The sequence below is a fragment of the Flavobacterium sp. C3NV genome (assembly GCF_046825355.2).
Lineage (GTDB): Bacteria > Bacteroidota > Bacteroidia > Flavobacteriales > Flavobacteriaceae > Flavobacterium.
In genome coordinates this window covers 1-24670 of the sequence record NZ_JBKQBJ020000020.1, presented here as the reverse complement: position 1 = coordinate 24670, position 24670 = coordinate 1, and the positions used below count along the sequence as shown (strand labels likewise).

At 33.2% G+C, this 24670-nt stretch carries 21 protein-coding genes; 9 read left to right on the top strand and 12 right to left on the bottom strand.

Features of this window, described 5'->3' with window-relative positions; all coding sequences use genetic code 11:
- Positions 1–261 precede the first annotated feature (261 nt).
- Positions 262–4395: a two-component regulator propeller domain-containing protein gene (locus ACIDC4_RS22265; RefSeq protein ID WP_412045058.1), complete on the bottom strand. Its 4134-nt coding sequence runs from the start codon at positions 4393–4395 to the stop codon at positions 262–264.
- Positions 4396–4562: 167 nt separating this feature from the next.
- Positions 4563–6047 (bottom strand): MFS transporter, encoded by a 1485-nt coding sequence (locus tag ACIDC4_RS22260; RefSeq protein WP_412045059.1) that lies wholly within the window; start codon positions 6045–6047, stop codon positions 4563–4565.
- Between the two features lie 788 nt (positions 6048–6835).
- On the opposite strand from ACIDC4_RS22260, the gene ACIDC4_RS22255 reads away from it, so the two are divergent.
- Positions 6836–8068 carry a family 8 glycosyl hydrolase gene (locus tag ACIDC4_RS22255; protein WP_412045060.1) on the top strand — a complete coding sequence of 411 codons (1233 nt, stop codon included), beginning with the start codon at positions 6836–6838 and terminating at the stop codon, positions 8066–8068.
- 138 nt (positions 8069–8206) lie between these two features.
- On the opposite strand, the gene ACIDC4_RS22250 is transcribed toward ACIDC4_RS22255, so the two are convergent.
- Positions 8207–8713, bottom strand: coding sequence for a GNAT family N-acetyltransferase (locus ACIDC4_RS22250; RefSeq protein ID WP_412045061.1), 507 nt, complete (start codon positions 8711–8713; stop codon positions 8207–8209).
- A 471-nt stretch (positions 8714–9184) separates the two neighbouring features.
- Between ACIDC4_RS22250 and ACIDC4_RS22245 the strand changes: the two genes are divergently transcribed.
- Positions 9185–10207: an acyltransferase family protein gene (locus ACIDC4_RS22245; protein WP_412045062.1), complete on the top strand. Its 1023-nt coding sequence runs from the start codon at positions 9185–9187 to the stop codon at positions 10205–10207.
- A gap of 503 nt (positions 10208–10710) precedes the next feature.
- Here the strand turns inward: ACIDC4_RS22245 and ACIDC4_RS22240 are convergent.
- From ACIDC4_RS22240 to ACIDC4_RS22215, 6 genes are all read right to left on the bottom strand, one after another.
- A complete protein-coding gene (locus tag ACIDC4_RS22240) occupies positions 10711–11895 on the bottom strand; it encodes a DUF3570 domain-containing protein (RefSeq protein WP_412045063.1) in 1185 nt (394 codons plus the stop codon).
- Positions 11896–11913: 18 nt separating this feature from the next.
- Positions 11914–12147, bottom strand: coding sequence for a DUF4266 domain-containing protein (locus tag ACIDC4_RS22235; protein ID WP_412045064.1), 234 nt, complete (start codon positions 12145–12147; stop codon positions 11914–11916).
- Complete coding sequence (locus tag ACIDC4_RS22230; protein WP_412045065.1) at positions 12144–13037, bottom strand: FAD:protein FMN transferase; 894 nt, start codon at positions 13035–13037, stop codon at positions 12144–12146. The genes ACIDC4_RS22235 and ACIDC4_RS22230 overlap by 4 nt, the downstream gene beginning before the upstream one ends.
- A gap of 40 nt (positions 13038–13077) precedes the next feature.
- The gene (locus tag ACIDC4_RS22225; protein WP_412045066.1) at positions 13078–13512 is read right to left on the bottom strand and encodes a thioredoxin family protein; all 435 of its coding nucleotides are present in this window, start codon (positions 13510–13512) and stop codon (positions 13078–13080) included.
- Between the two features lie 254 nt (positions 13513–13766).
- Positions 13767–14456: a VIT1/CCC1 transporter family protein gene (locus tag ACIDC4_RS22220; protein WP_412045067.1), complete on the bottom strand. Its 690-nt coding sequence runs from the start codon at positions 14454–14456 to the stop codon at positions 13767–13769.
- A gap of 9 nt (positions 14457–14465) precedes the next feature.
- Positions 14466–14861: a hypothetical protein gene (locus tag ACIDC4_RS22215; protein WP_412045068.1), complete on the bottom strand. Its 396-nt coding sequence runs from the start codon at positions 14859–14861 to the stop codon at positions 14466–14468.
- 233 nt (positions 14862–15094) lie between these two features.
- Here ACIDC4_RS22215 and ACIDC4_RS22210 point away from each other — a divergent pair, with 233 nt between their 5' ends.
- The 7 genes from ACIDC4_RS22210 to ACIDC4_RS22180 all read left to right on the top strand — a co-directional run bounded on the left by ACIDC4_RS22210 (position 15095) and on the right by ACIDC4_RS22180 (position 22604).
- Complete coding sequence (locus ACIDC4_RS22210; protein WP_412045069.1) at positions 15095–15532, top strand: hypothetical protein; 438 nt, start codon at positions 15095–15097, stop codon at positions 15530–15532.
- A gap of 577 nt (positions 15533–16109) precedes the next feature.
- Positions 16110–16712, top strand: a complete 603-nt coding sequence (locus ACIDC4_RS22205; protein WP_412045070.1) for a 2,3-bisphosphoglycerate-dependent phosphoglycerate mutase — start codon at positions 16110–16112, stop codon at positions 16710–16712.
- A gap of 146 nt (positions 16713–16858) precedes the next feature.
- Positions 16859–17998: an ergothioneine biosynthesis protein EgtB gene (gene egtB / locus ACIDC4_RS22200; protein WP_412045071.1), complete on the top strand. Its 1140-nt coding sequence runs from the start codon at positions 16859–16861 to the stop codon at positions 17996–17998.
- Between the two features lie 40 nt (positions 17999–18038).
- Positions 18039–19400, top strand: coding sequence for a mercuric reductase (locus ACIDC4_RS22195; RefSeq protein WP_412045072.1), 1362 nt, complete (start codon positions 18039–18041; stop codon positions 19398–19400).
- 8 nt (positions 19401–19408) lie between these two features.
- A complete protein-coding gene (locus ACIDC4_RS22190) occupies positions 19409–20875 on the top strand; it encodes a BCCT family transporter (protein ID WP_412045073.1) in 1467 nt (488 codons plus the stop codon).
- Positions 20876–20946: 71 nt separating this feature from the next.
- The gene (locus ACIDC4_RS22185; protein ID WP_412045074.1) at positions 20947–21939 is read left to right on the top strand and encodes an L-histidine N(alpha)-methyltransferase; all 993 of its coding nucleotides are present in this window, start codon (positions 20947–20949) and stop codon (positions 21937–21939) included.
- Positions 21936–22604, top strand: coding sequence for an aspartate/glutamate racemase family protein (locus ACIDC4_RS22180; RefSeq protein ID WP_412045075.1), 669 nt, complete (start codon positions 21936–21938; stop codon positions 22602–22604). Before ACIDC4_RS22185 ends, ACIDC4_RS22180 begins: the two co-directional genes overlap by 4 nt.
- Before the next feature lie 15 nt (positions 22605–22619).
- Here ACIDC4_RS22180 and ACIDC4_RS22175 read toward each other — a convergent pair whose 3' ends face one another.
- From ACIDC4_RS22175 to ACIDC4_RS22165, 3 genes are all read right to left on the bottom strand, one after another.
- The gene (locus ACIDC4_RS22175; RefSeq protein ID WP_412045076.1) at positions 22620–22763 is read right to left on the bottom strand and encodes a hypothetical protein; all 144 of its coding nucleotides are present in this window, start codon (positions 22761–22763) and stop codon (positions 22620–22622) included.
- A gap of 114 nt (positions 22764–22877) precedes the next feature.
- Positions 22878–23861 (bottom strand): SDR family NAD(P)-dependent oxidoreductase, encoded by a 984-nt coding sequence (locus ACIDC4_RS22170; RefSeq protein ID WP_412045077.1) that lies wholly within the window; start codon positions 23859–23861, stop codon positions 22878–22880.
- Positions 23862–23947: 86 nt separating this feature from the next.
- Positions 23948–24193 carry a hypothetical protein gene (locus ACIDC4_RS22165; RefSeq protein ID WP_412045078.1) on the bottom strand — a complete coding sequence of 82 codons (246 nt, stop codon included), beginning with the start codon at positions 24191–24193 and terminating at the stop codon, positions 23948–23950.
- Between the last annotated feature and the right edge of the window lie 477 nt (positions 24194–24670).

The following is a 24670-nucleotide window of genomic DNA, read 5'->3' as shown; positions in this document are numbered from 1 at the left end:
ACCAAAAAATATATTAATATTTTTTAGATATAGTTTATTTATTATCTATAATATAAAATTGCTATTTCTACGTATTTTATGATTTATTAAATAAAAAGTGAACTTAATTTCAATGCAGCATCAAACTGATTATTGTTTCTAAATTAAATGATGGGTATTAATTAATAAAATTCAACTTTCTTAAAATGAATGAACTATTGGGTTGTGAACAGAGCAAAAAAAAGACGGTATAAACCGCCTTTTGATCTTCTTATTTAAATTTTATTGTTTGTTGTTCTGAGTAGGGAGATAACCGTATTTTTCTTTGTAACATTTTGTGAAATAAGAAGGAGAGCTAAAACCAACTTTAAAACTAATCTCGGTTATGGTATCATTGCCTAGTTCTATTAATTCTTTTGCTTTTTCTAAACGCACATTACGAATAAACTCATTTACAGTTACTCCCGTTAGTGTTTTAATTTTTCGATACAATTGGCTTCTGCTTAAAAATGCTTTCGAGGCCAGAACTTCGACACTTAACTCTGGTTTACTAATATTTTCATTAATGTAATTCAGGATATTTTTTATAAATTCATTATCTAACGTAGTTGTTTTTTCTTTTGCTTTTGGAGTAATTCCGTTGTAAAATTTATTAAACATAATTTGTCTGCTGTTAATCAACTGCACTAAACTGGATCTTAGAATATCCATATCAAAAGGTTTACTCAAGTACAAATCTGCACCAGAGTCAATCCCTTCCAGTTTATCTTTAATTAATGCTTTTGCAGATAGCATCATCAACGGAATATGGCTTGTTTTTAAATCGGCTTTGATGTTTTTGCACAATTCTAAGCCGTTCATGACCGGCATAATAACATCTGTTAAAATTAAGTCGGGCAATTTTTGCAAAGCTAGTTCCAGACCCACCTGACCGTTTTCTGCTGTTATAACTTTGTATTCTTTTTTGAGTTCTGTTTTTAAATAATTTCGCAATTCGACATTGTCTTCAACGATCAAAATGGTATGAACCCTATCTTGTTTCTCCCCGGTATCTTGTGATGGTAGTGGGGCTTTTTCCTCAGTAGGTGTAAAGCTTATTTTTTTCTCCTTTTTAAATTCTTCAAGAAGTATTTCGGTTTCATTAAAAAATTCCTTTCCAATAGGGAATACTAGTTTAAAAATAGTGCCTACACCCAGTTCACTTTCTACTTCGATTATTCCTTTATGTAATTCTACAAATCCGCGAACAACTTCCAGTCCTATTCCGGTGCTTCCGTAATAGGCTTTATTTAAGTTGTTTACCTGATAGAAGCGATCAAATATTTTTTTAATGTCTTTTTTATCTAATCCCGCGCCTGTATCTTCAATAATAATCTTAAAGTAATCATTGGTACCAGTGGAATTTATCAGCGGAAAATGAATTGATTCTTCGTTAGATACTATTTTGATTTTTATTTCTCCATGATCAGGTGTCACTTTAAAAGCATTAGAAATTACATTAAAAATTATTTTCTCGAACATTTTAGGATCTACCCAATCTTTTAATACTGTTTTGTCTGATTCAAAAACAAGCTTAATTCCGCGGCTCAATGCTTCTTCATCAAAATAACTCACGATTTCTTTTGTAAAATCAATTACGTCAATCAGCTGTAATTGAAGAGTCATTTTATTAAACTGCAGTTGATTAAAATCCATTAACTCATTGATTAATCTCGAAAGTCTTTCAGAGCTTTTTTGAATAGTCTGAAGTTTATTTAATACTGTGTCGGGTACATCCTGGCTATTATTTTTAATTATATCTGCTAATGGATTTAAAATTAAAGTTAGAGGCGTTCTGAATTCATGTGAGATATTGGTGAAAAATTGTAATTTTTTATTGTTTAACTTTTCAATCTGAATAGCCTTTTGCTTTTCGAATTGTATGATCTGCTTTTGTTTAAAGCGATTTTGATAGTATTGATTGCCAAAATGAACTGCGGCAAGTAGTAATAAAGCATAAAAGAGATAAGCAAAAGAGCTTTTCCACCAGGGCGGTAAAACTTCTATTTTTAATTCTAGTGGCTGACTCCAGACTCCATTTTTTTCGGCTGATTTCACCTTAAAAACATAGTGGCCGGATGTTAAGTTGGTGTACGTTGCCGAGCGTTTATTACCAACATAATTCCACGAATCCTCGAAACCTTCGAGATAATAAGCAAATTCATTTTTGGCAGGAAAAGAATAATTAACGGCAATAAAATCAATCGTAAATACAGACTGATCATGTTTGAGTATTATTTTTTTTGTTTCTGATATTACTTTTATTAAAGGTGAATTTTCTTCAAGCGGGCCAACTGATTTATTAAAAATTTTGAGATCAGTTAAGTAAATCGGAAGCTTCTTTTTGCTTTTGACTAAACTTTCAGGATCAAGGTAGTTTAAGCCTTCATAACTTCCAAAATAGAGTAATCCTTTTTCATCTTTAAGAACAGCATTATTATTAAAGTCATTTCCCGGTAAACCATCATAAGTGGAGTAGTTTACGGCAGTTTTGTTTTTTAAATTTAATTTAGTGATGCCTTTTTTTCCGCTTAACCAAATGTCGCCAACATTAGATTCTACAATCGAAGAAATTGATTTTTCGCGAAGCCCCTCAAAATTGATGTACCACTTGAGCGAATCTGTTTTTTTATTGTAGCTGAATAATCCGGCGCCATCAGTACCAATCCAGATTTCTTTATTTCCGGACTCATACAAAGTGTTAATGGTATGTGTACTTTTATGATTTTTAAACTTTTCAGACATTTTATCCCGAAAAGAAGTTACTGAAAAAGAAACATAATCATTTGTTTTGACCTGATATAAACCCGTTGTAGAACCTACCCAAACGGCATCATCTGAATCTACCATTACCTTTCTAATATCTAAATTTGTGAGTCCGTTTGTATAGAAAGGCTTAGAATGGCAATAGTGAAATTGAGCGTCTGCTGGTGTATAATAATGCAAACCTTTTGAAAAAGTGCCTATCCAAATAACACCCCGGGAATCTTCAGCAATACTCATAATATTGTCTGAGGTTAAATTAGGAGTGTTTTTTGTGTTGTAATTAATAAATTTTGTACTTCCTTTTTTTAACAGAAAAATGCCCTCATTCCAGCTCGATAGCCAGATATTTTGCTTTTTATCAATAAAAACATTTGTGATATTATCGTTGGTTAATCCTGAATAAAAGCTGCTATTTGATTTGTTAATGTGCTTAAAGATTTTGTTTTCAGGTTCATAAATGTCAACACCGCCGCCCTCCATAGAAATCCATAAGTTGCCTTTATGGTCTTTTGCAACACTGGTTACACAATTAGTTTGTAAGGATTGTGGATTTCCCGGTAAACTTTCGATTATGCTTACCTTACTGTCTACTTTATCAAAAATGCCTAAACCCTTGTTATAATATCCCAGCCAAATTCTATTTTCTTTATCTAAAAATAAGGACCAAACAGAATTAGAACTTAAACTACGGATATTGAATTTATTGTTTACATATTTTTTTTGAACAACCCCCTGATCGTTCACAACAATTAAACCGTCATTTTCTGTAGCACAAAGAATCGTTTTAGGATCTGTTGCCAGGATCGACATAATTCTTTTTTTTGTAATGGGATAAGAAACAACCTGTTTTGTTCTAGAGTATAAATCTACTTTTAGGAGTCCTTTAAATCCATTACCAATCCATAAGTTTTGGCGACTGTCAAGAAACATAGAAATGATTGTTCCTGAGAGCAATTCATTGCCTTTGTCAATGTACACTTTTTTAATCTCATTTTTTATGGGGTCAAGTACTTTTAGGCCAAAGTTTGTGCCCAGATAAATGGTTCCTCTTTTGTCTTTTACCAGGCAGTTAATAAGATAATTTGCTTTGCCGGGATTATCGGGATTAATTTTAATGATTTCCCGCGACTTTATGTTGAACTTGAGTAAACCGCTATTGAAGGTTCCTAAATAAAGATTACCATTATTGTCCTCAATAATACTTTTGACAGAAATAACAGTTTCTTTTTTTATTTTTTTTTGAATATCAATACTCTCAAAAGTATTTAAATTTCTATTGTAAAGACATAATCCTTCATCTGTTCCTACCCACAACCGGTTGTGTTTATCGACGTAAGTAGCATAAATTAGATTGCTATTAATAGAATTGCTAAGTCTGGAATTTTGCTCATAAGCTTCATAATTTACACCATCATATTTATACAAACCTGCACCATTTGTACCATACCACATAACGCCAAAATGATCCTGCGCAATGGTATAGATGCCGCTTTTTGAAGTCTCATTATTCAGTAACCTAAATTGATAGTTTTCAAATGTATTTTGAGAAAACAAATTATTTATGATAAAAAATAAAATGACGCTGACTCTAAAATATTTTTTTTGGGACATTATAAAATGATTAGTAAATTAAAATTAAATATATAATATTAAATCCAAAACCAATTATTTGTTTTTCAAAAGAATACATAAAAGTGGTTATTTAGAGCTTTAAAAAAGGTATTACATTTTTTTTAAAGGCAGAGAGAGTAATCATAACGCTGATTTTCTTGTAATTTTTAATCCTCTATTTTTTTGTCATGATCTCTTCTTTCATTTAAATCTTTTTCAATCTCAATTTCTAATTTTTTATCTATTACATAAAAAAACAAAAGAACTGCACTTATAATAAATATAAAGCCGGGGTAGATACTTATAGAAAGTTTGATTCCTTCTACTGCCGCCGGTACTTGATTGACTTCCTCGGCTACGTAACCATATTTAGACAGAAAAGCAGCGCCTAATGCACCGCCGATACTTATTCCTATTTTTAATCCAAAAAGCATTGCTGAAAAAACCATTGCAGTTGCTCTTCGATTGTTTTTCCATTCACTGTAATCAGCTACATCAGCCATCATTGCCCACAATAGCGGAATCGTGATTCCGTAAATAAATCCATGTAACAACTGGGTTATAAAAACTAGTGCAATCGCTGTTCTGCTATAGAAATTAAAAACGAGTAAACTAATGGCAGATAAGAAAATAAAAATGATGTAGATATTTCTTTTGCCAAAGGAATCAGCAAGCGATTTTGAAAATACAATTCCAAAAATCATGAAAATAATTCCTCCGGCATTAAAAAGACTAAATGCCGAAGTGGGAACATCTTTTGGCCACTGAAAATCTACAAGTCCCATTGCTGTTAGGGAATTATTGAGTCCATTAACAAGTGACGTAAAGCCAATATTATTCAAAAAATCAGTTTGAGCGGCAGGATCCAAATAATATTTGAAATAGAAAACATACATTCCTCCTTTTAGCGATAAGGTTATAAATACCAGAATGGTAACCAGCAACATAACCAGCCACGGTCCATTTTTAGATAAATCAATAAAATCCTGTTTAATTGAAGATTCCTGATTCTTTGCAGGTATAATTCTTTCTCTGGTAGTAAAAAAAGTAATGAGTAAGCAAATCACCCCAACAACAGCAAACAGGATCATTGTATTTTTAAAACCAACTGCTTTATTGCCATGCCCTAAAATTAGAACCAATGGTAATAAAAACGACTGAATTATAAATTGCGCTATCATAACAGCCACAAAACGATAGGAGGAAAGACTATTTCGTTCTTTCCTGTCGCCTGTTAATACACCGCTCAAGGCTACATAAGGCAAATTATTTGCGGAGTAAATAAGTACCAAAAAAAAGTAAGTAAGCAGGGTATAGATGATCTTACCGTTTGCTCCAAAAGCAGGAGTTAAAAAAGAGAGCACAGAAGCAATCCCGAAAGGAACTGCAGTCCATAATATCCAGGGTCTGAATTTTCCCCAGCGTGTTCGCGTACGATCAGCAATAACTCCCATAATGATATTAAAAAAAGCACCAATAAAGCCACCCACAAAAATAATTATACTAGCTGTTCCAGCGGGGATTTTATAAACATCTGTATAAAAGAAAGCTAAAAAAGTCAGCAAAGTCTGAAAAATCAAATTTGCTGCAAAATCACCTAAACCGTAGCCTATTTTTTCCAGAACAGAAAGTTTTTGCGATGTTTTACTCATAATATATACGGGTTGTTTTGTTCTTTTTTACCTGCTATTTTTAATTTAAAAATATTTAAACTGATTGTTTATCAAAAAAAAGAAACCTTCTATTTGTGTTTCATTACTAATAAAATCAGGAGAGTAAAAATAGTTTGAAATCTCAAAAAGCATTATCATTTTTGAAGCCTTTAATAGTTCATTTGAAGCATTGTTTAGTTTAAGTAAATCTATTATATAAATTACTGTTTTTTTTAAATACATGATAAGTTATATTACTAAAGTAAGTGAGTTTTTTTTTGGTCTTGATATATTATGAAGAAATAAAACCTTGATTATTTAATAAAGTTTTTAGAACAGTAAAATGCCCTTTAAATATTTATTAATTCTTCGGTATGGTTTTTTTGTCAATCTGTAGATTGTACTTACAGCAACCAATTGTATTTTTTTTAATCACCTATTTTTAAAAAGAATCTAGCTGTTTAGCCAGAGAAATAAATTCTGGATCTATTTTATTAATTTGTTTTAATTTGTTTTTTAGGCTTTAAAAAAGAATATAATGTTTTTTATTATGATATTTTTTAATAAAGTTTTAATGAATACTAAAAACAACCGATTGTTTTATAGTTGTTTTTTATATATTTGTATGAATAACTTATTTACGCTGATCAGGAAAATGTCTACATATTTAGAAAGAAGTAAAACAATTTAATAAGTTTTAAATTAAATCAATTAAAAAATTAAACATGGTTATAAATACTTTCATAAGCGAATCGCTCGTTAAAATTCGACTTTTACTAATTTTTTGTATGTTGATTGTTCCCGCTTTTGTTATTTGTCAAAATAAAAAGAAAGTCGAAAAATCAGAATCTAAAAGACCTTTATACCGTAATCTTTTTGCAGCAGCAGGTTACAGCCAAATAGAAATAGACAAAAAGGTATCTCAGGCCTATTATGATATTTTTGAAGGACCTAATCGGGTATATTTTGAAGAAAGCGATTCGTTAGGCTATGTTTCTGATGTAAAAAATAAAGATGCCCGTACTGAAGGAATGTCTTACGGAATGATGGTCGCGGTTCAGCTCAATAAAAAAGAAGTTTTCGATCGCATCTGGAGGTGGTCCGTCAAATACATGCAACATCAGGACGGACCAAGAGAAGGCTATTTTGCATGGAGTGTAAATCCGCAAACCAAGAAACAAAATTCTCCTGGTTCTGCCTCAGATGGAGAATTGTATTATATAACCAGTCTGCTTTTTGCATCTAATAAATGGGGCAATGATACCGGAATAAACTACTACAAAGAGGCTAGAAGAATATTGGATGCCATGTGGAAAAAAGACGGCACCGGTAACATTCATAATATTATAAATACAGAACATAAGCAAATATCTTTTGTGCCTGAAGGAGGAGGATATCACTGGACAGATCCGTCGTATCATGTTCCTGCATTTTATGAAATATGGGCATTGTATGCCAAAGATGGACATGAGCAATTTTATAAAGAATGTGCAGATGTTTCTCGTGATTTTCTTCATAAAGCCTGTCATCCCTTAACAGGACTGACTTCAGATTACACGGAGTTTAATGGTGAACCGCATCCTACACCCTGGATGCCGGGAGGATTTCGTTACGATTCCTGGCGTGTTCCTATGAATATTGCAATGGATTATACCTGGTACGGAAAAGATAAAAAATGGCAGGAAGATTATGCTAAGCGATTTCAAAATTTTCTGAGATCGAAAGGAATGGCAACTTACGTAGATCAATACAATCTCGACGGTTCTACGCCAGATTTTATTCTGCAGGCCGGTCCGGTAAAAAAACTCAGACACTCGATAGGATTAGTGGCAACTTCTGCTACTGCGTCACTCATTAATCCGGATAAAGAAAGTATAGATTTTGTTCATGCGGTCTGGAATGCCAAGTTCGAACCCTATGAGGATGGTTATTTTGACCCTTACTATGATGGGCTGATGTACCTTTTTAGCCTAATGCATCTTAGCGGAAAATATCAAATAATAGTTCCGGAAGTAAAATAACTTTTAGAGAAAAAACAGTAAACAATTGTTTTTTTTAGGAAGAGTGATTTTATCAGGTGGCGTAAGTTTTGCAAAGACAATCACGGTTCTTATTAATGAAGACTTTAAACCTTAAGCAGTTAACCAGAGCAGGTTTACTTATATTTGGTTAAGATTAAAATATATTGTTTCAAGACCGAATTCATCTTCTCTTCTGAATTTTTCTAAAAAACCAATTTTCAAAAGTATTTTTTCGGAAACTTTATTAGCAGGATCTATTGATGCGAAAATCGTTTTAATTTTTAATTTTTCAAAACCATATTTTACTACGGCATTTGCAATTTCGGTTGCTAAACCTTTTCCCCAGTATTGCTTATCCAAAGCATAAATTAATTCATAATCATTGATATCTGACGAAAAAATCAAACCGCAGTATCCAATAAGTGTATTATTATCCTTAGAGAATACTCCATACATGCCAAAACCCTTTAATTTATAATTTAAAATTGAAACGTCGATCCATTTCTGTGTTTGTTCTTTTGACAAAGGTTTGCCATCGCCTACATACTTCATTAATTCGGTATTCCCACAAATGGAGTATAGCGCTTCTAAATCAATTGGTTTGATCTGATTTATATACGTTCTTTCAGTTTCAATAATCGTCATTTTGTATGTTTATAAAAGCTTTAATAAGGGAGTATTTATTCAGTATGTTTTTTTGAGGGTTGACCAAATGAAATTGATAAAAACGAAAGTATAAATTAATGTTTAAATTTCAAACGAATAAAAATCTCACTATTGTTGGTTTATTATTAAAGTTTTAAGCGGTACAAACAAACAATTAATTTTTTATAAGCCTGAAATCAGTTAAGTTAGTGGGAGAGGTTATAGCAATTAATATTTTTTCAGGTATGATACAACGTTTTAATTAGAATATGCGTCTATGATTATAAAACATCAATTATTTACTATGACATCAAAATCGCAAAATTCCAGGACACTCTGGCTGGATTATCTAAAATCATTTATTACCGTACTGGTAGTAGCTCATCATACCTCCTTAGCTTATACAACTTTTGCATGGTTTGACAGTAGCGCTTATATTAATTCTACCGCCCCAATTGTAGATCATAATAGATGGATTGGTATGGATATATTCGAAATTATAATGATATTTTCTTTATGTTTCTCATGTTTTTTATAGGTGGGCTTTTTCTGGTGAAAAGTATAGAGAAGAAAGGAGCTATATATTTTGTAAGAGACAGAATTAAAAGGCTCTTTATTCCGTTTCTTTTTTTAGGTACAATCTTAATGCTTTTTTCTTATTTCCCAGCTTATTATCTGGCACATCAAAGTACTAATATTTCAGATTATGTAATAGACTTTTTTACCATTGAAAACTGGCCTCCCGGTCCGCCTTGGTTTATAGGAGTATTGTTTTTCTTTAATTTAATTCTGGGAATTATATATCCTCTTATAAAAGAAAAATGGAATAGACATTCTGATAAAATTTCATTTTTTACCAATCGGCCAGTAGCTGTTTTTGCGGTCTTATTTTGTATTACTTTTATTTTATATGTACCTGTAGCGTATTGCATTGGAGCTGGAAAATGGGTATCTTTTGGACCGCTTGATTTTCAACTGAGTAGATTACTTGCCTATTTTGGTTATTTTGTACTGGGTGCTATTGTAGGTAACAGCGATTTTGATAATCATATTTTTTCATCGAATTCGCGTTTTGTTATTCAATGGAAATATTGGCTTATTGTATCCTTGGTTTTTTATAGTGCGGTAACTTACCATAATAGAACGGACATTCTGGGCCAGTTTGTTGATAATGGCCTTATGCCTGAATTCGTAGCGTGGATGATTTATTACACCTTATACGTTGGTACATGTACAGCTTCTTGTATGGCGTTTATAGGTTTGTTTAAAACTATTGTAAAGCGTAGTCACAGATTATGGAATTCATTAGCCGAAAATGCTTACCTGATATATCTTCTTCACTACTTTTTTGTATTGTGGGGACAGTTTTTTTTAATGAAATATGAAATACATGCATTATGGAAATTTGGTATAGTATTTTTATTTTCTTTAGCAGCCAGTTGGATTACAGCCTTTTGTCTTCGAAAAATAAACATTGTAAAAACATACTTATAACAATCGGCGGGTAATTGCCAATTTTTGTTTTGCCAAAAGTAAATTATAGAAAATTTTTTTATTATTACTGTTGTCTATTCTATTAAATCAATTACCTGTTTACCGAAATCTGAAAAGTTATCCTTTTCTTCCTTATGACTCGCGTGGCTTATCATTCTAAGGGCAACAATATTATTTAATGGATCAACAATGATGTAATTACCTAAATATCCGTCGGCACGATAGGTGACCTTACCGCTAAATTCTCTTTTTCGAAGACGTAATCCCGATGTTAGATTCTTAGCAATATCCTGATATCAACCATTTTTAGCTTTTAGTTCAATAAATTTAATTTAGGTTTGTTTATTATTATAAAATCATAAAAGTTCATTAGATATTGCTTAAGACAAGTAATTATTTAGGGACACGACTTAAATTTTCTTAGTGAGAAAAATCAGATATTCTGATTGAATAAAGCCCAATTATTTATAATCGGGCTTTCTGTTTTTTTATCTAATTAAATTCTATTTATACTTAATATTGATACTTATAATATCCGAAGTCATATTAGTTGTTCTGGTATAATGACCGTAACGAATCTCTAAAGTATTCCAGTGTTTGAGACCAAAGATTCCGTTAAGAGGTGTAAATTTCATTCCCATCCCAAAGAAACTGCTGTCGAACTTAGACAAATCATAATTACTGGTGTAGTATTCATCTGCTGCTGTGTGTTCTCCGTAAGGTTTGAAATACTTCGTTCCGGTTTGGGTATAATACCTGTAAAACGGACTTATTGAAAATGCCTGAGTTAATTTTACAGGAATTTCAAGATCAGCGGTATGGGCTTTTAAACTCCAGTCGTCAGAATAATATCGGTAGTAAGCTCGAATGATTACATTGTCTCCCAAAAAATAACTGGCTCTGATTCCCAACGGAATTTTTAACCTTGTATCCGGCATTTTTTCCTGATGCACTGAACCATCTGTAAAATAAACCCTGTGAAAAGGAAGACTTAAATATCCGTTTTGACTGATCACATCACCCACCAGCATGACCTGCAGATTTTTGTTTACCACCTGAGAGTAACTTAAAGTTCCGGCAAAAGTATTTCGGTTGGCACTATCATAACCTTCGCTTCCAGGAGCACGTAGCTCCACAGGTTCAATTAATTTTAACTGATCTATAAAGGTTTGGAATTTAGCAGTAAATTCTCCATTGCGGTCTCTGGTTTTTTGAGAAAAACTAATATTACCACCAAAAGACTGATAATCAAACTCAGTCGATGACGAAACTCCAATTCCAATAGTTCTTCCCGCTGCTTCATTTTCTCTAATATAGGTCAAAGAAGGGTAGAAGCGATTGTCTGAAGAGGAAGCAGATGAATTGGCGCTCAAATCAATCATATCTGAAGATGCAGAGGTATAATGATCAATACCGGCTTCAATATCAAAAGTATGCTTGATTCCGGTTTCTCCGTATTTTACTAACTTTACGTCAATGGTATTGGCAATATCGGTAAGATGTTCAGAACCAATTCCGCCTGTAACGGCTGAGTTGTCTCCGTTTTGCTTGTAATAACTCGAAACTAAATTTACCTCTTCCAGTTTTAATTTTTTGCTTTTATAACTGGTAGAATCAGTAGGAACATTTTGCGCTCTTAGTTGAAACAATCCCAGTAAAGCAAGTCCTGTAATAAATATTCTTTTCATTTTAGAATAGGATGAAAATTAGTTACAACCGCAGCCACCGCCACTTTTTCCTGAATTTGCTCCGGAAGCTCCTTCTCGGTAGGATTGAAAACTGAGTTCTGTTTTTTCGATTTTCCTGTTCGAAAGTACCATTTCAGAATCGTTGATTTTTCCTTTCTGGTATTCTTTTACCGATGTGCAAGAGGAGAATAGAATGCCCGTAAAAGCAATGCTGCATAACAGTACGAGCGCTTTTTGTTTTGGCTTTTTCATTTCAGGTTGATGTTTTTTGAAGTGTAAATTTTGTTGTTGTCATCTATTATTATGCAAAATAGATCTGGTATTTGATCTATTAAAAACAAGCCTGCTTTTATACCCATAACGGCAATTGGAGTAGCCATTGCATCTGCAAATTCAGCATTGGCAGCGATAATGGTCACGCTTTTTATTCCGGTTATTGGCAGCCCTGTTTTTGGGTCAATGGTGTGCGAATATTTTTTCCCGTTAATGACTACGAACTTTTCATAGTTTCCGGATGTTGCCACTGCTTTATTGGATATTTTCATATAAGAGAAAGCTGCATTTGGAGCATCGGGATCTGCTACGCCAATAGTCCATTTTTTGCCATTGGGCTGCAATCCCCAGGCAGAGAGATCTCCACTGGCATTGATGATCCCGCTTTGCACATTATGTTTTATTAGCACTTGTTTGGCCATTTCGGCCGCATAACCTTTTCCGATTCCGCCAAAACCTATTCGCATTCCTTTTTCTTTCAGGAATACGGTTGAGTTTTCTTTATCTAAAATGATATTTCTATAATCAATAAGGTGTACCATTTTGAGTGCTGTTTCGGGGTCAGGCAGTTGGGTCATAGCCTTGTCAAAATTCCAAAGACTTTTATCGATGCTTCCGTACGAAATATCAAAAGCGCCTTGTGTAATTCTGGAAATTCCGGAACTTCTTTCAATAAGATTAAAAACTTCGGGATCTACTTTTACAGGTGCAATTCCGGCATTGTTATTAATCAGATTGGTCTGGCTATCATCTTTATAAGTGGTCAGCAGTTTTTCAATGCGTCTGATTTCCTCAATGGCAAGATTGATATTCTCATTTCCCTTTTTCTCATTTTCGGCAACAACTGTAATGGTAAAGTTGTTTCCCATGAGTTTTAGGGATTGCGAATATTTCTGATTTTTTAATATGTTATTTTTTGCTATCACAGATCGCTTTTATTTCGGCAGTCCATTGCTCAGGCGTTGTTTCAGGTTTTCCATGCCAGGTTTTAAGTACTTTACCATCTGCATCAAGAAGCAGGGTTAGAGGAAAACTTCCTTCTTTATTGTAAATCTCGGCTAAATCTTCGTTTCGTTTTACTTGTTCAGGAGTTCCAATGTTTTTCTTTTTTCTTGGAAAATCAGCATTTACTAATACTAAATTTTCATTTGCCATGTCTGTAAATGTTTGACTTTCGAGATAGTCTCTGCGGGTCACAATACATGGTCCGCACCAATCTGAACCGGAGAAATTCAACAGAATTAATTCGTGCTTTTCTTTTGCGATTTTTTTCGCATTATTAAAGTCAGGTTCCCAATTTATAGGAAGCACTGTTAATAATAGAAACAATGTTATTAGTTTCATTTTACGGTCTGTTTTTAGTATATACGAAATAACGAATTGTTACGAGTCTTATTTTTTTTAATTGCTTAAGATTCGATTAATATTTTTATGTAAGACGTTTGTTCGTAATTAGACCTAAAGCTTTATATTAAGAAAGATCTGTATCAAGCAGAAACATTGTGTTGGCTTTAATAAAAAAATCTGTGACAATCAGTTTAATCCCTATAATTTTGGGGGTATTTTTTTTTGCCTTTGGAAAATAGTGATAAACATAATTAAGTAGTATGAACACCAAAAATATAACCAACCAATGCCGACATTGCCATAGCAAAAGTCCCCCAAATGCAGATACGCAATACTGCTTTTAGTATTTTTGATCCGCCTGCCTTTGCGGCTAATACTCCTGAGAATGCCAGGAAAAGTATCGAAAAACCATATTGATAGAACACCATTTCTTTTAGAGGTGCAAAAATAGCCACCAACAGTGGTAATATGCCTCCAACAATAAATGCAACAGCTGATGCAAAAGCAGCAGTTAACGGATTAGCCTGCGTGATTTCATTAATACCGAGTTCATCGCGTGCATGAGTTTCGAGAGCATCATGAGCCGTTAATTCGATAGCAACCTGTCGGGCCAGTTCTTTATTTAATCCTCTTTGAATATAAATATCTGTCAGTTCTTCCAGTTCTTCTTCCGGAAGAGTTTCAAGAGCGATTTTTTCTCTTTTTAAATCGGCAGTTTCTACATCAGACTGGGAACTTACCGACACATATTCGCCTGCTGCCATAGAAAGTGCACCAGCTACCAAACCTGCTACCGCCGCCAGTAAAATAGGCTCTCTGGTAACACTTGCTGCCGCTACACCAATGGCTAAACTGGTAGTAGATAAAATGCCGTCGTTTGCCCCCAGAACAGCTGCCCTGAGCCATCCGCTTCTGTTGATGTAATGGTTTTCACTGTGCATAATTCTATTTTATATTAGTTTAATCCAATCCGGATCTTCAGCGGTTTTTGGTGCGCCTCCAAAATTAGTTTTTAGAAATTCCCTAATTTGAAATTGTGTTTTATTCCTGGTACTGGTTTTCCAATCGTTAAAATCATAAATATGAATCTGGTTTGCATTAGGATTCGTAATAAATGAAATTCGGGATATTGAATCCTTATATTTTTTTACTTCATCTAAAATACTGCGGCTGGGAACTACAATAAGTATATTTTCCCAATTCAGATAATCTTTGACAATATCATTTCTTTGAAGTAATCCCAGAGACTCAAAAAAAGCTGTGATTTTTTGATTATTTAACTGATCAATTTTTTCATCTATATTTTTAAGAGTATCCTGCAAGGCCTCTCTGTTAATAACATTCATTTTTATAATTTATATTTCTAAATAAAATTACTTCAAAATACCTTTTGTTATCACTGTACAGCCATTAGAATGATTCTAAATGTGACAGATCATTATTTTTTAGTCTTAAATTACAGTAAGTTAGTAGTGAAAATATAAGATTTTAAGTGATTTTCAAATAAGACATAAAATACAGGTGAAGCAATCAGAAATAGTGATAGAAAATAATAAATAATTTTTTTAGAAAAAGACTCATGTATACAATAAACACGCAGTTGGTATATTTTAAATACGGTTTTGATTTTAAAAAATTAATTGTCAACTTAAAATGGTGCAAACTTGATAAATTTACTACTTTAAACTTGCAAGGACTTTCTTTTAATAGAGCAGAGCTTGAACAATTTAAAGAGTTTATAGATCAAAATGTAATTAATTTTCCGGGTCCTTGTTTTGTGGAGGAAACTAACAGAGAAGGATTTGATTTGATTATCACTAATAATTTATCTCAAAGTGCTTTCCCGTATTATTTTATTCTATCCAAAAATCCAAAGTTAAATTTGAGTAATTCAATTTATCAGGCTGAGATGATTGTGCTGATGGATGAAAATTATGAGCATACTACTGACTACACTCTAGATTTTGATGTTATAGGTAAAATTGAAATTTATAAAGAGGTAAAAACTAAATTATAAATCATGTTTTTGACCGTGTAACATTTTCTGGGGATCACTAAAAATTCAAATTACAAATAGGATCTGTAACAAGGTATTTTGTTTTAAATGTTATAATAAAATTTTTAATATTCCCCAAAGCTCTTAATTTTAAAGAACCACTCTTTTTGCCGTTTTCAGTTTTCTATATTTTTTGGATTTTAGAATTTTCAAGCCTAAATTTTAGTCATAAAAAAAGTCCATTTTGCAATATTTACAATCTTAGCTGTAATTTTGTACGTTCTTTTTTTAGTTCAAAGATTTTCATATTTTCAAGATAAAATTTTTTCTTCCTCTGCCAGGAAAACTTCCGTTTTCATAACACTTGTAAGTAGTACAACATTTATAAAGTATTTTTGGTGGTATCAAACTCTTTAGCAGTTTTCAACGCTCTTTTTTTGTTAACATGTATAATGTCCAATATCTGCTGTAATCAAATAACTTTAAGTAGTAAATTTAGAATTATAATTAGATATATAATTTGATTTGTACAATTCTAAAATTAATGCACCATTTGTTTATCTTTATGTTAGCTTTAATATGGCTTCAAATACAGAAAATGGCACAATTAGTTTTTGTCAGACACGGACAATCTCTTTACAATTTAGAGAATCGATTTACAGGAATTCTTGATGTTCCGCTCACAGAGAGTGGAAAACAACAAGCAAAGTTGGCAGGAGACAAACTCATTGGTTATGTTTTCGATATTGCTTATACTTCTATGCTTATAAGGGCTCAGGAAAGTTTACAGATTATCCTGAAGGAAATGAAGGTAACAATTCCTGTAGTAAAAAATAAAGCCTTTAATGAGCGAATGTATGGTACTTTGCAAGGACTTAATAAAGAAGAAACGGCGAAAAAGTATGGTCTTGCTCAGGTAGATATCTGGAGAAGAAGTTATGATGTATGTCCTCCCGATGGCGAAAGCCTTTTAGATACTTACAACCGGGTAGTTCCTTATTATAAAACCGAAATAGAAACAAAACTAAAAATGGGACAGAATGTTTTAATAGTAGCCCATGGCAATAGTCTGAGATCCCTGATGATGTATCTTGAAAACATCAATCCGCTTGATATTGTAAAAGTAAATATCGCAACGGGAATACCCAGACTTTACACTTTTGATGCTGAACTGAAAATTTCTAACGTAAGCTATTTATAGTTAAGTCTTAATTCGAAAACAAGATGCGAATTCTGGACTTGAATTATTAAATTAATACTATTTTTTATTTAAAATTAATTATTCTGTTTTTTAAATTACTAACTTAGAGTATAATACAAACTCACGAACAGCAGTAATTTAATAATATGATAGCACGTTTCTTAAAAGTCAGACAAAAAACAGAACAAATTTGCACGCCCTTACTTGTAGAGGATTATTCCGTGCAACCCAGCGATTTTGCTTCGCCGCCAAAGTGGCATTTGGCCCATACTACCTGGTTTTGGGAAGAGTTTCTACTCACGAAACACGACCCTGACTACACAGTTTACCATCCTGATTTCTCTTATTTATTTAATAGTTATTACAATACAGTTGGAAAAAGGGTAAAGCGTCCTGCCAGAGGATTTATGACAAGACCATCTGTAGAAGCTGTTTATGCTTACAGAAATTATGTTACAGCTGCCGTTGAACTGTTTATGAAAAATGATTTGAATCAGGAAATACTTGATATCATTGAGATTGGAATCAATCATGAAGAACAGCATCAGGAACTTTTAGTATACGATATAAAATACCTGTTAGGAACACAGGCCACTTTTCCTGATTATGGTAATCATTTTTCACCTATTCCAGAAGAGAAAGAGACTGGTTTTATAAAAATTGAAGCGGGGGTGTATGAAATTGGACATACAGGATCTTCATTCTGTTTTGATAATGAACTAGGAAGACATAAAGTATATGTGGCTGATTTTGAGATTTCAAATACATTAGTAACCAATGGGGAATACCTGCAGTTTATACAAGATGGCGGTTACAGAAACTTTAATTACTGGCATGATGAAGGTTGGGCCTGGGTTAATGAAAATGAAATTGAAGCACCATTGTACTGGCATAAAATAGAAAATGAATGGTATGTATATGATTTAAATGGCTTGCAGAAAATGGCAGCAAATTTACCTGTAATGCACCTGAATTATTACGAAGCTTTTGCTTATGCCCAATGGAAAGAAATGCGATTGCCCACAGAATTTGAGTGGGAAATAGCCAGTAGCCAATTGTCCTGGGGAAAAGTTTGGGAATGGACGAACAGTGCTTATCTGGCTTATCCTAATTTTAATAAAGCACCCGGTGCATTAGGAGAATATAACGGAAAATTTATGGTGAATCAAATGGTTTTAAGAGGAGCTTCAGCAGCAACGCCGGAGAATCATAGCAGAAACACCTACCGTAATTTTTTTCATGCTTCAATGCGTTGGCAGTTTTCAGGATTACGATTGGTGAAGTAATTTTTTGAAATTAGCTCAGTGTTTAAAAAACAAAAATTCTATGAAAAAGTTTGATTATATTATTATCGGAAGCGGACAGGCAGGCATTCCTTTGGCTTTTAGCCTATCAAAAGAAGGAACTGTTGCCATTATTGAAAAGAGCTTTTTAGGAGGAACATGCGTCAATAATGGCTGTATCCCTACCAAAGCGTATGTCGCCAGTGCCCGAAGAGTCTGGGATGCTTTTCATGGTGATGACTTAGGTGTTGAAATTCCTAAAGGAACAAAAGCCAACCTCAAAAAAATTAAAGAACGTAAAGATGAGTTGGTCAATGAATCCCGCTCCAATATCGAAAGGGCGATTAAGAGAGATGAAAAAATTACTTTATATCATGGTGAGGCTCATTTTTTGAGCAACTATGAGATTAAAGTTGGAGATACAATCCTCACTGCAAAAAAAATATTTATCAATGTAGGAGCAAGGGCAGTAGTTCCTGAAGAATATCGGGAAGTTCCTTTTTATACCAACGAAAATATTTTGGAAATTACCAGCATTCCCAAACACTTGATCATCATAGGAGGAAGTTATATTGGTTTAGAATTTGCTCAGATCTTCAGAAGGTTTGGCAGTGAAGTCACGATTATAGAGCGTAATAAACAACTGATCAACAGAGAAGATCAGACCGTAACCGATGTGGTAGCTGAAATCATGAGAGCAGAAGGTATCAATCTTGTTTTTAATGCCAAAGATATTAGTGTAAAAGAAAATAAAAAAGAGAGTATTATCCTGAAAACAGGTACTAAAGAAATAAATGGGACGCATTTGTTATTAGCCATTGGTCGCGTTCCTAATAATGATACGTTGCAATTGCAGAATACCACTATTGAATTGGATGATAAAAAGTATATAAAAGTCAACAATTACTGTCAGACAAATGTTGACGGTATTTTTGCCATTGGTGATTGTAACGGTCAAGGGGCTTTTACACATACTGCCTACAATGATTTTCAAATTGTAAAAAGTTTTCTTTTTAAGAAAAAAGAGCGAAAAATTAGTGACAGAATCACGACTTACGGATTGTTTATAGATCCGCCTCTGGGCAGAATCGGAATGACAAAGAAAGAAGCCCTGGAAAAAGGATATGAAATTTTGGTAGGGTATCGCCCAATGACCAAAGTAAATCGCGCTAAAGAAAAAGCAGAAACCTTAGGTTTTATGGAGGCAGTAATCGATGCTAAAACCAATCTTTTTTTAGGAGCTTGTGTGTTAGGAGTTTGCGGAGATGAAATCATAAATGGTATTACCAATTTGATGTATGCCAAAAAGCCTTATACCGTTTTAAGGGATTCGATACATATTCATCCCACGGTAAGCGAACTTATCCCAACGATGCTGGAAGATTTAAAATCCATTGCTAAATAACACGTATTTTGAGTTTAAAACTTTCCAGTCACTTTCGAGCCAATAATCTACTCTTATACGGGATGATTTTTGGTGCCGTATTCTTTATAAGCGGAATATTGGCACCAACTACATTACTGTCTGTTTTGAGTCAGATCAATAAGCGATTATTATCCGTTTTTAGTACGTATTATTTGGCATTGGGATTCCTTATTGTGCTTGCTTCTTTAGTACTGTTGTTTTTACCCATTCGAAATAAAAGATTGGGATCAGAAAAACCATCGTATTCTTATTTCAGCTGGATTGCCTTATTGTACAGTACCGGAATGGGCTCCGGTTTATTGCTTCGTGCAGTGCAGGAGCCTGTTTATTATTATAATAATAGCCCGGTAATTACCAATAATGCCAAGGAAACGGCACTTCAATATACTTTTTTTCATTGGGGGTTTACGCCTTGGGCGATGTACAGCCTGTTTGGTTTATTGGTTGCTTATAATCTTTATATAAAAAAAGCACCCAATTTATTGCATGCCATAGTTCCTGATATAAAAAATGATAAGCTGAAGTTTAGCGCCATTCTTTTTATCGTCCTGATCACCATTACAGGCGTAATTGCTTCATTAGGTTTGGGGACAGCGCAATTAATAGGCGGACTGAATTATACTTTTGAGGCAGAGTTTGGAACCTCTTTTTTATTGATTAGTGTTTTTGTAATGGGATGCATCGCCACTTATTCTGCTTTGACAGGAATTACAAAAATGATTAAATTTTTGGCTGATTTTGATTTTGTTTTTTCCGTTTTTTTAATGCTTTTTGTGGCATTGTTTCTTAATTTTAATCTTTATCTCACTCAGACTTTTACGGCTTTTTATCAGTATGTTGTTCATTTTTTTGAAATGAGCCTGGCTACCGGAGCTTATACAACCAAAGGAACCTTTACCCAGGATTGGACGGTTTTCTATTGGGCATTCTGGTTGGCGTGGGTTCCTTTTACGGGCATTTTTATTGCCCGGATTTCGAAAGGAAGAACAATAAAAGAATTTTTGATTGCTACAATTTTAGTACCTACGTTGGCCACCATCGTCTGGTTTTCGATATTCGCCAATTCTGCTTTTGAGATTATAGACCAAGGTAATAGCGCACAGTTTGATAACGTGTTTAGTTCTTTATTTGTTTTTTTAGAACATTTTCCATTTCATGAAATTACCTTTTTGGTCGCAGGTCTTTTAGTCGCTATTTCCATTATTAATTCAGTCGATTCAGCCATTTTTGTGTTGGGTATGTTTAGTGATAACGGCAATGAAAATCCCTCCAAAAAACATAAACTCGGTTGGGGCATTATAATTACTGCGACTGCATTAGGACTTACTGCTCTTGGAACCAGTGAACTGTTGAATGGAGTTAGTAATCTCTTAATTATTATGGTTTTACCTTTTAGCTTTTTGTATCTTTATTGTATAATAACATTCTTTAAAAAGAACATTTTTAGAAAATAGTATAACATTTTGTATCATTCCCTGTCGTATTTTTAGGATAACTTAAAAATAAATAACCAATAACCTTCATTATGAAAGAGACAGTCGTTTTAAATAAAAAAGAATCCCCAAAAAGCATATTAGAGCAATTTAAAAAAGAAGTGAATGAGGGATTAACCGAATCTTTGAAGACCTTGCCTTCAAAGTTTTTTTATGATAAAAAAGGAGATGCTCTTTTTGTAGAAATTATGCATTTGCCTGAATATTATGTTACGCGTTCAGAGCATGAGATATTTAAAGATAAAAGCGCTTCGATAATTAAAGCACTACAATTAAATCAGGACACTTATTTTGAACTGATAGAGCTTGGAGCAGGTGACGGTATGAAAACCAAAGAATTGCTAAAGGAACTCTCCCGCGAAAATTACAAGTTTGATTACATCCCGGTAGATATTTCGCAAAATGCTTTAGAAAATCTGGAAAAAGATCTCAATCAGCAAATGCCTCATATTGCAGTAAAAACCAAACAAGGGGATTATTTTGAGGTTTTAGAATCATTAAAAGAAAATCAACATCCAAAAGTGATCTTGTTTTTAGGATCGAATATTGGGAATATGCCTGATGAGGTGGCGCAAGATTTTATTGCTAATCTGAGCGAAAATTTAAATTTTGGTGATAAGTTTTTTTTAGGGGTAGATTTAATAAAACCAGCAGCTATTGTTTTGCCTGCCTATAATGACAGTAAAGGTGTTACTGCTTCTTTTAATCTAAATTTGCTAGAACGAATCAACAGGGAACTGGATGCTGATTTTGAAATAGAAAATTTTAAACACCAACCTGAATATGATGAAAAAGAAGGTATTGCTACTAGTTTTTTGGTAAGTACGAAAGAGCAGGATGTATTTATAAAAAAGCTCAATAAGATATTTCATTTTGGTAAAGGAGAGAAAATTTTAACCGAAATTTCAAGAAAATACAATGATAAAATATTAGATAAAATTCTAAAAAAGACAGCCTTTGTTATAAAAGACAGAATTACGGATCGTAAAAAGTATTTTGCCAATTATGTTTTAGAGCATTTATGATGAAAATACAATCATTAGGTATACTGGGATTAGGAAGCCGTTCTACTCTTTTTTATATTAAAGAAATCAACCGTCTTTATCATAATAAGAAATCCGGATACAGTACTTGTCCTTTTAAATTATGGAATGCCAATTTTGATGTGATTAATAATTTGCTTCCTCAACTTTCAGATAAGCTTACAGTGCTTGTTGATAATCATTTGGCAGAATTACAGCATTTACAGGTAGATGCTATTCTAATTCCCAATATTACTTTGCATGAAACTATTGATAGACTTAGTATAATACCAAAGATTATTCATCCGGTGCACCTTACGATATCCAAACTTAAGGAAGATGGTTTTAATGAGATCGTTTTATTGGGTTCATTGCATACGATGGAATCTAATTATTTAAAAACTGCATTTAATAAGGAAAGTATTGTTGTTGTACTTCCGGATGCAGAAGAACGATTCGTCATAGAAGACGTTCGTAAACATGTTTATTGGGAAACAGAAAGTGAAGAACTCTTAAAGGAGTATGCCAATATCATCAAAAAATACAGTGCAAATTATGCTGTGGTATTGGCCTGCACAGAATTATCAGTAGCGTGGGATACTGTCAGTAGTAACGTTTTTGATATGTCCCGGATTCAAATAGAAACAGCTGTTGAAAATATAGATTAGCTCAGCAAATATGTATTAGATTTGAGATCCCCAGGAAGGGGGAGGTGTATGGTTTTTATTTTTTCTTTTGTATCTCTTACTTTTATCAGCATCTTCGATACTATAAAATAGAGCCGCTATAAGGTTTTTGAGTTTTAATAGAAAATGATAAATTTTCATGACTTTATTATTTTTAAACTTTAATTAAACTCTATTCAAAAATTGTCCTAACACGTATTGCAAACACCTTAGTTCTTATAATACAATTTCAGGCATGATTCCAGCTTATATTTGTTACGTTTTTTTACCCATTAGCAGTAAAGCAACACCAATACCCAATCCGGTAAAAAATGCCACATTGAGGTTTTTCGCTTTTTTTGACGGAGGATTCCCGTACACTCTTAATGGTTCTTTAGAATGGGTCAAAACATTTCCAGCATCATTCTCTTTTTGCTGATTAAGCTTCATTTTCATTCGAACAGCTGCAGATGCTGAATTAATTACCAGTTTTGGAAATAATCTGTAAGTGTTTGTAAGTGCTGCAGCTTTGAAATCCGGAAACAAATCTTTTTGGGGATGTTTTGCCAATTCCACCATTTTTGCAGCAGTATCACGTGGGTCAGAAGCGATAAAAGGAATCTTCATATCAAAGCCTGAGTATTTGGCTGAATGCAAATTGCCAGTAGAATTTTGTAATTGAGGATATAGATTACAGATATGTATATCTTTATGGTTGGATACTTCACCCTGCAGGCATTCCATCATACCTCTGATTCCAAATTTGCTAGCAGAGTACACAGCACTGTAGGGAGCTGGCATGAATCCTCCAATAGATACATTATTGATTAAAATTCCTTGATTTTGTTTTTTAAAATTTTTAATGGCATTGTAAGCCCCATGCATATATCCAAACAAATTAGTTTTAATTACCTGCTGATGAATTTCCAATGGAATTTCTTCAAATTTTCCACTTGCCATCACGCCGGCATTATTTACCCATATATCAATTTTTCCGCCCATAGATAATGCTTCCTGAACGACTCTTTCGACATCTTCATTAATTGACATATCGGCACTTACTCCAACAGCCAAAACGTTTAAAGAGCGGCAATATTCCACTACTTCATTAATACCTTTTAGTCCTCTGGCCACTACAACTATATTGCATCCCTCACTAGCGAAAGCCTCTGCTGCTGCCCGACCAATGCCACTGCTTGCACCTGTTATGACAACATTTTTTCCTTTAAGGCTGTTCTTAAATGTTTTAATCTCTTCCATTTTCTTATAATTATAATATTCATAAAAGCTGCTAAAAATAACTTTTGATACTTTGGTGCTTAAGAAAGTTTTGGGATGTCTGCTTTTTATCTTATTCCGTTTACAGAATTAACAGATTCCTCTTCTTCCCAATCATTTTCGTCGTATTCCGAGTCAAAATCATCCTCAAGATTCTCTTCAAGATCTCCAAGTTCTAAGTTGTGGTGGTTAATGGCAGTTAATTTAGCTTGAAAAGCATCCATATAGTCATCGTAGTTCAATAAGAGCTGTTCTTCATAATAGGTTATATCATCTGAGGATAGCTCTGTATTATAAAATTGTTCAGAATTCATATAAGTCAGTTTAAAATTAATAGCTTACCAATGATCTAATTTTTTCAATTAGCATTACTTAAAAGTAAAGTTTCTATCACAAAAGAATTTATACAATTTTCAGCAGGGTTTCTTAAATTTTCATCCTAAAATCATAAGAGTTGACAGTTGACAAAGGACGTGTTTGATTTTTGACGGTTTAAAGTCCACAAAGCTTTGTGAACTTAGTGTTTTTTTTAAGCTTTGTATATTTAAAAAACTTTGCGTTCTCCGTGGTAATTTTTCTATATCCAAAGGTTTTAGGATTTTATTGTAAAGCTTTGCGAACTTTGTGTTTTTTCAACATAACTTCAGATAAAAATCTTAGCGATCTCCTATGTTTGCAAAGTTAATTTAGAAGTTTTTACTTTTTTAAATTTGCATTATTAAAGTGAAAAGGGATGAGAGTGCATTCGCGGCTAAATAGTTCGTAGAAACATATTCTCGCAAAGAAATTAC

Bases quoted from the DNA above. Each gene is read 5' to 3' on its own strand.
- ACIDC4_RS22265 (WP_412045058.1), bottom strand. From the start codon at position 4,395: ATGTCCCAAAAAAAATATTTTAGAGTCAGCGTCATTTTATTTTTTATC.
- ACIDC4_RS22260 (WP_412045059.1), bottom strand. From the start codon at position 6,047: ATGAGTAAAACATCGCAAAAACTTTCTGTTCTGGAAAAAATAGGCTAC.
- ACIDC4_RS22255 (WP_412045060.1), top strand. From the start codon at position 6,836: ATGTTGATTGTTCCCGCTTTTGTTATTTGTCAAAATAAAAAGAAAGTC.
- ACIDC4_RS22250 (WP_412045061.1), bottom strand. From the start codon at position 8,713: ATGACGATTATTGAAACTGAAAGAACGTATATAAATCAGATCAAACCA.
- ACIDC4_RS22245 (WP_412045062.1), top strand. From the start codon at position 9,185: ATGGATTGGTATGGATATATTCGAAATTATAATGATATTTTCTTTATG.
- ACIDC4_RS22240 (WP_412045063.1), bottom strand. From the start codon at position 11,895: ATGAAAAGAATATTTATTACAGGACTTGCTTTACTGGGATTGTTTCAA.
- ACIDC4_RS22235 (WP_412045064.1), bottom strand. From the start codon at position 12,147: ATGAAAAAGCCAAAACAAAAAGCGCTCGTACTGTTATGCAGCATTGCT.
- ACIDC4_RS22230 (WP_412045065.1), bottom strand. From the start codon at position 13,037: ATGGGAAACAACTTTACCATTACAGTTGTTGCCGAAAATGAGAAAAAG.
- ACIDC4_RS22225 (WP_412045066.1), bottom strand. From the start codon at position 13,512: ATGAAACTAATAACATTGTTTCTATTATTAACAGTGCTTCCTATAAAT.
- ACIDC4_RS22220 (WP_412045067.1), bottom strand. From the start codon at position 14,456: ATGCACAGTGAAAACCATTACATCAACAGAAGCGGATGGCTCAGGGCA.
- ACIDC4_RS22215 (WP_412045068.1), bottom strand. From the start codon at position 14,861: ATGAATGTTATTAACAGAGAGGCCTTGCAGGATACTCTTAAAAATATA.
- ACIDC4_RS22210 (WP_412045069.1), top strand. From the start codon at position 15,095: ATGTATACAATAAACACGCAGTTGGTATATTTTAAATACGGTTTTGAT.
- ACIDC4_RS22205 (WP_412045070.1), top strand. From the start codon at position 16,110: ATGGCACAATTAGTTTTTGTCAGACACGGACAATCTCTTTACAATTTA.
- egtB (WP_412045071.1), top strand. From the start codon at position 16,859: ATGATAGCACGTTTCTTAAAAGTCAGACAAAAAACAGAACAAATTTGC.
- ACIDC4_RS22195 (WP_412045072.1), top strand. From the start codon at position 18,039: ATGAAAAAGTTTGATTATATTATTATCGGAAGCGGACAGGCAGGCATT.
- ACIDC4_RS22185 (WP_412045074.1), top strand. From the start codon at position 20,947: ATGAAAGAGACAGTCGTTTTAAATAAAAAAGAATCCCCAAAAAGCATA.
- ACIDC4_RS22180 (WP_412045075.1), top strand. From the start codon at position 21,936: ATGATGAAAATACAATCATTAGGTATACTGGGATTAGGAAGCCGTTCT.
- ACIDC4_RS22175 (WP_412045076.1), bottom strand. From the start codon at position 22,763: ATGAAAATTTATCATTTTCTATTAAAACTCAAAAACCTTATAGCGGCT.
- ACIDC4_RS22170 (WP_412045077.1), bottom strand. From the start codon at position 23,861: ATGGAAGAGATTAAAACATTTAAGAACAGCCTTAAAGGAAAAAATGTT.
- ACIDC4_RS22165 (WP_412045078.1), bottom strand. From the start codon at position 24,193: ATGAATTCTGAACAATTTTATAATACAGAGCTATCCTCAGATGATATA.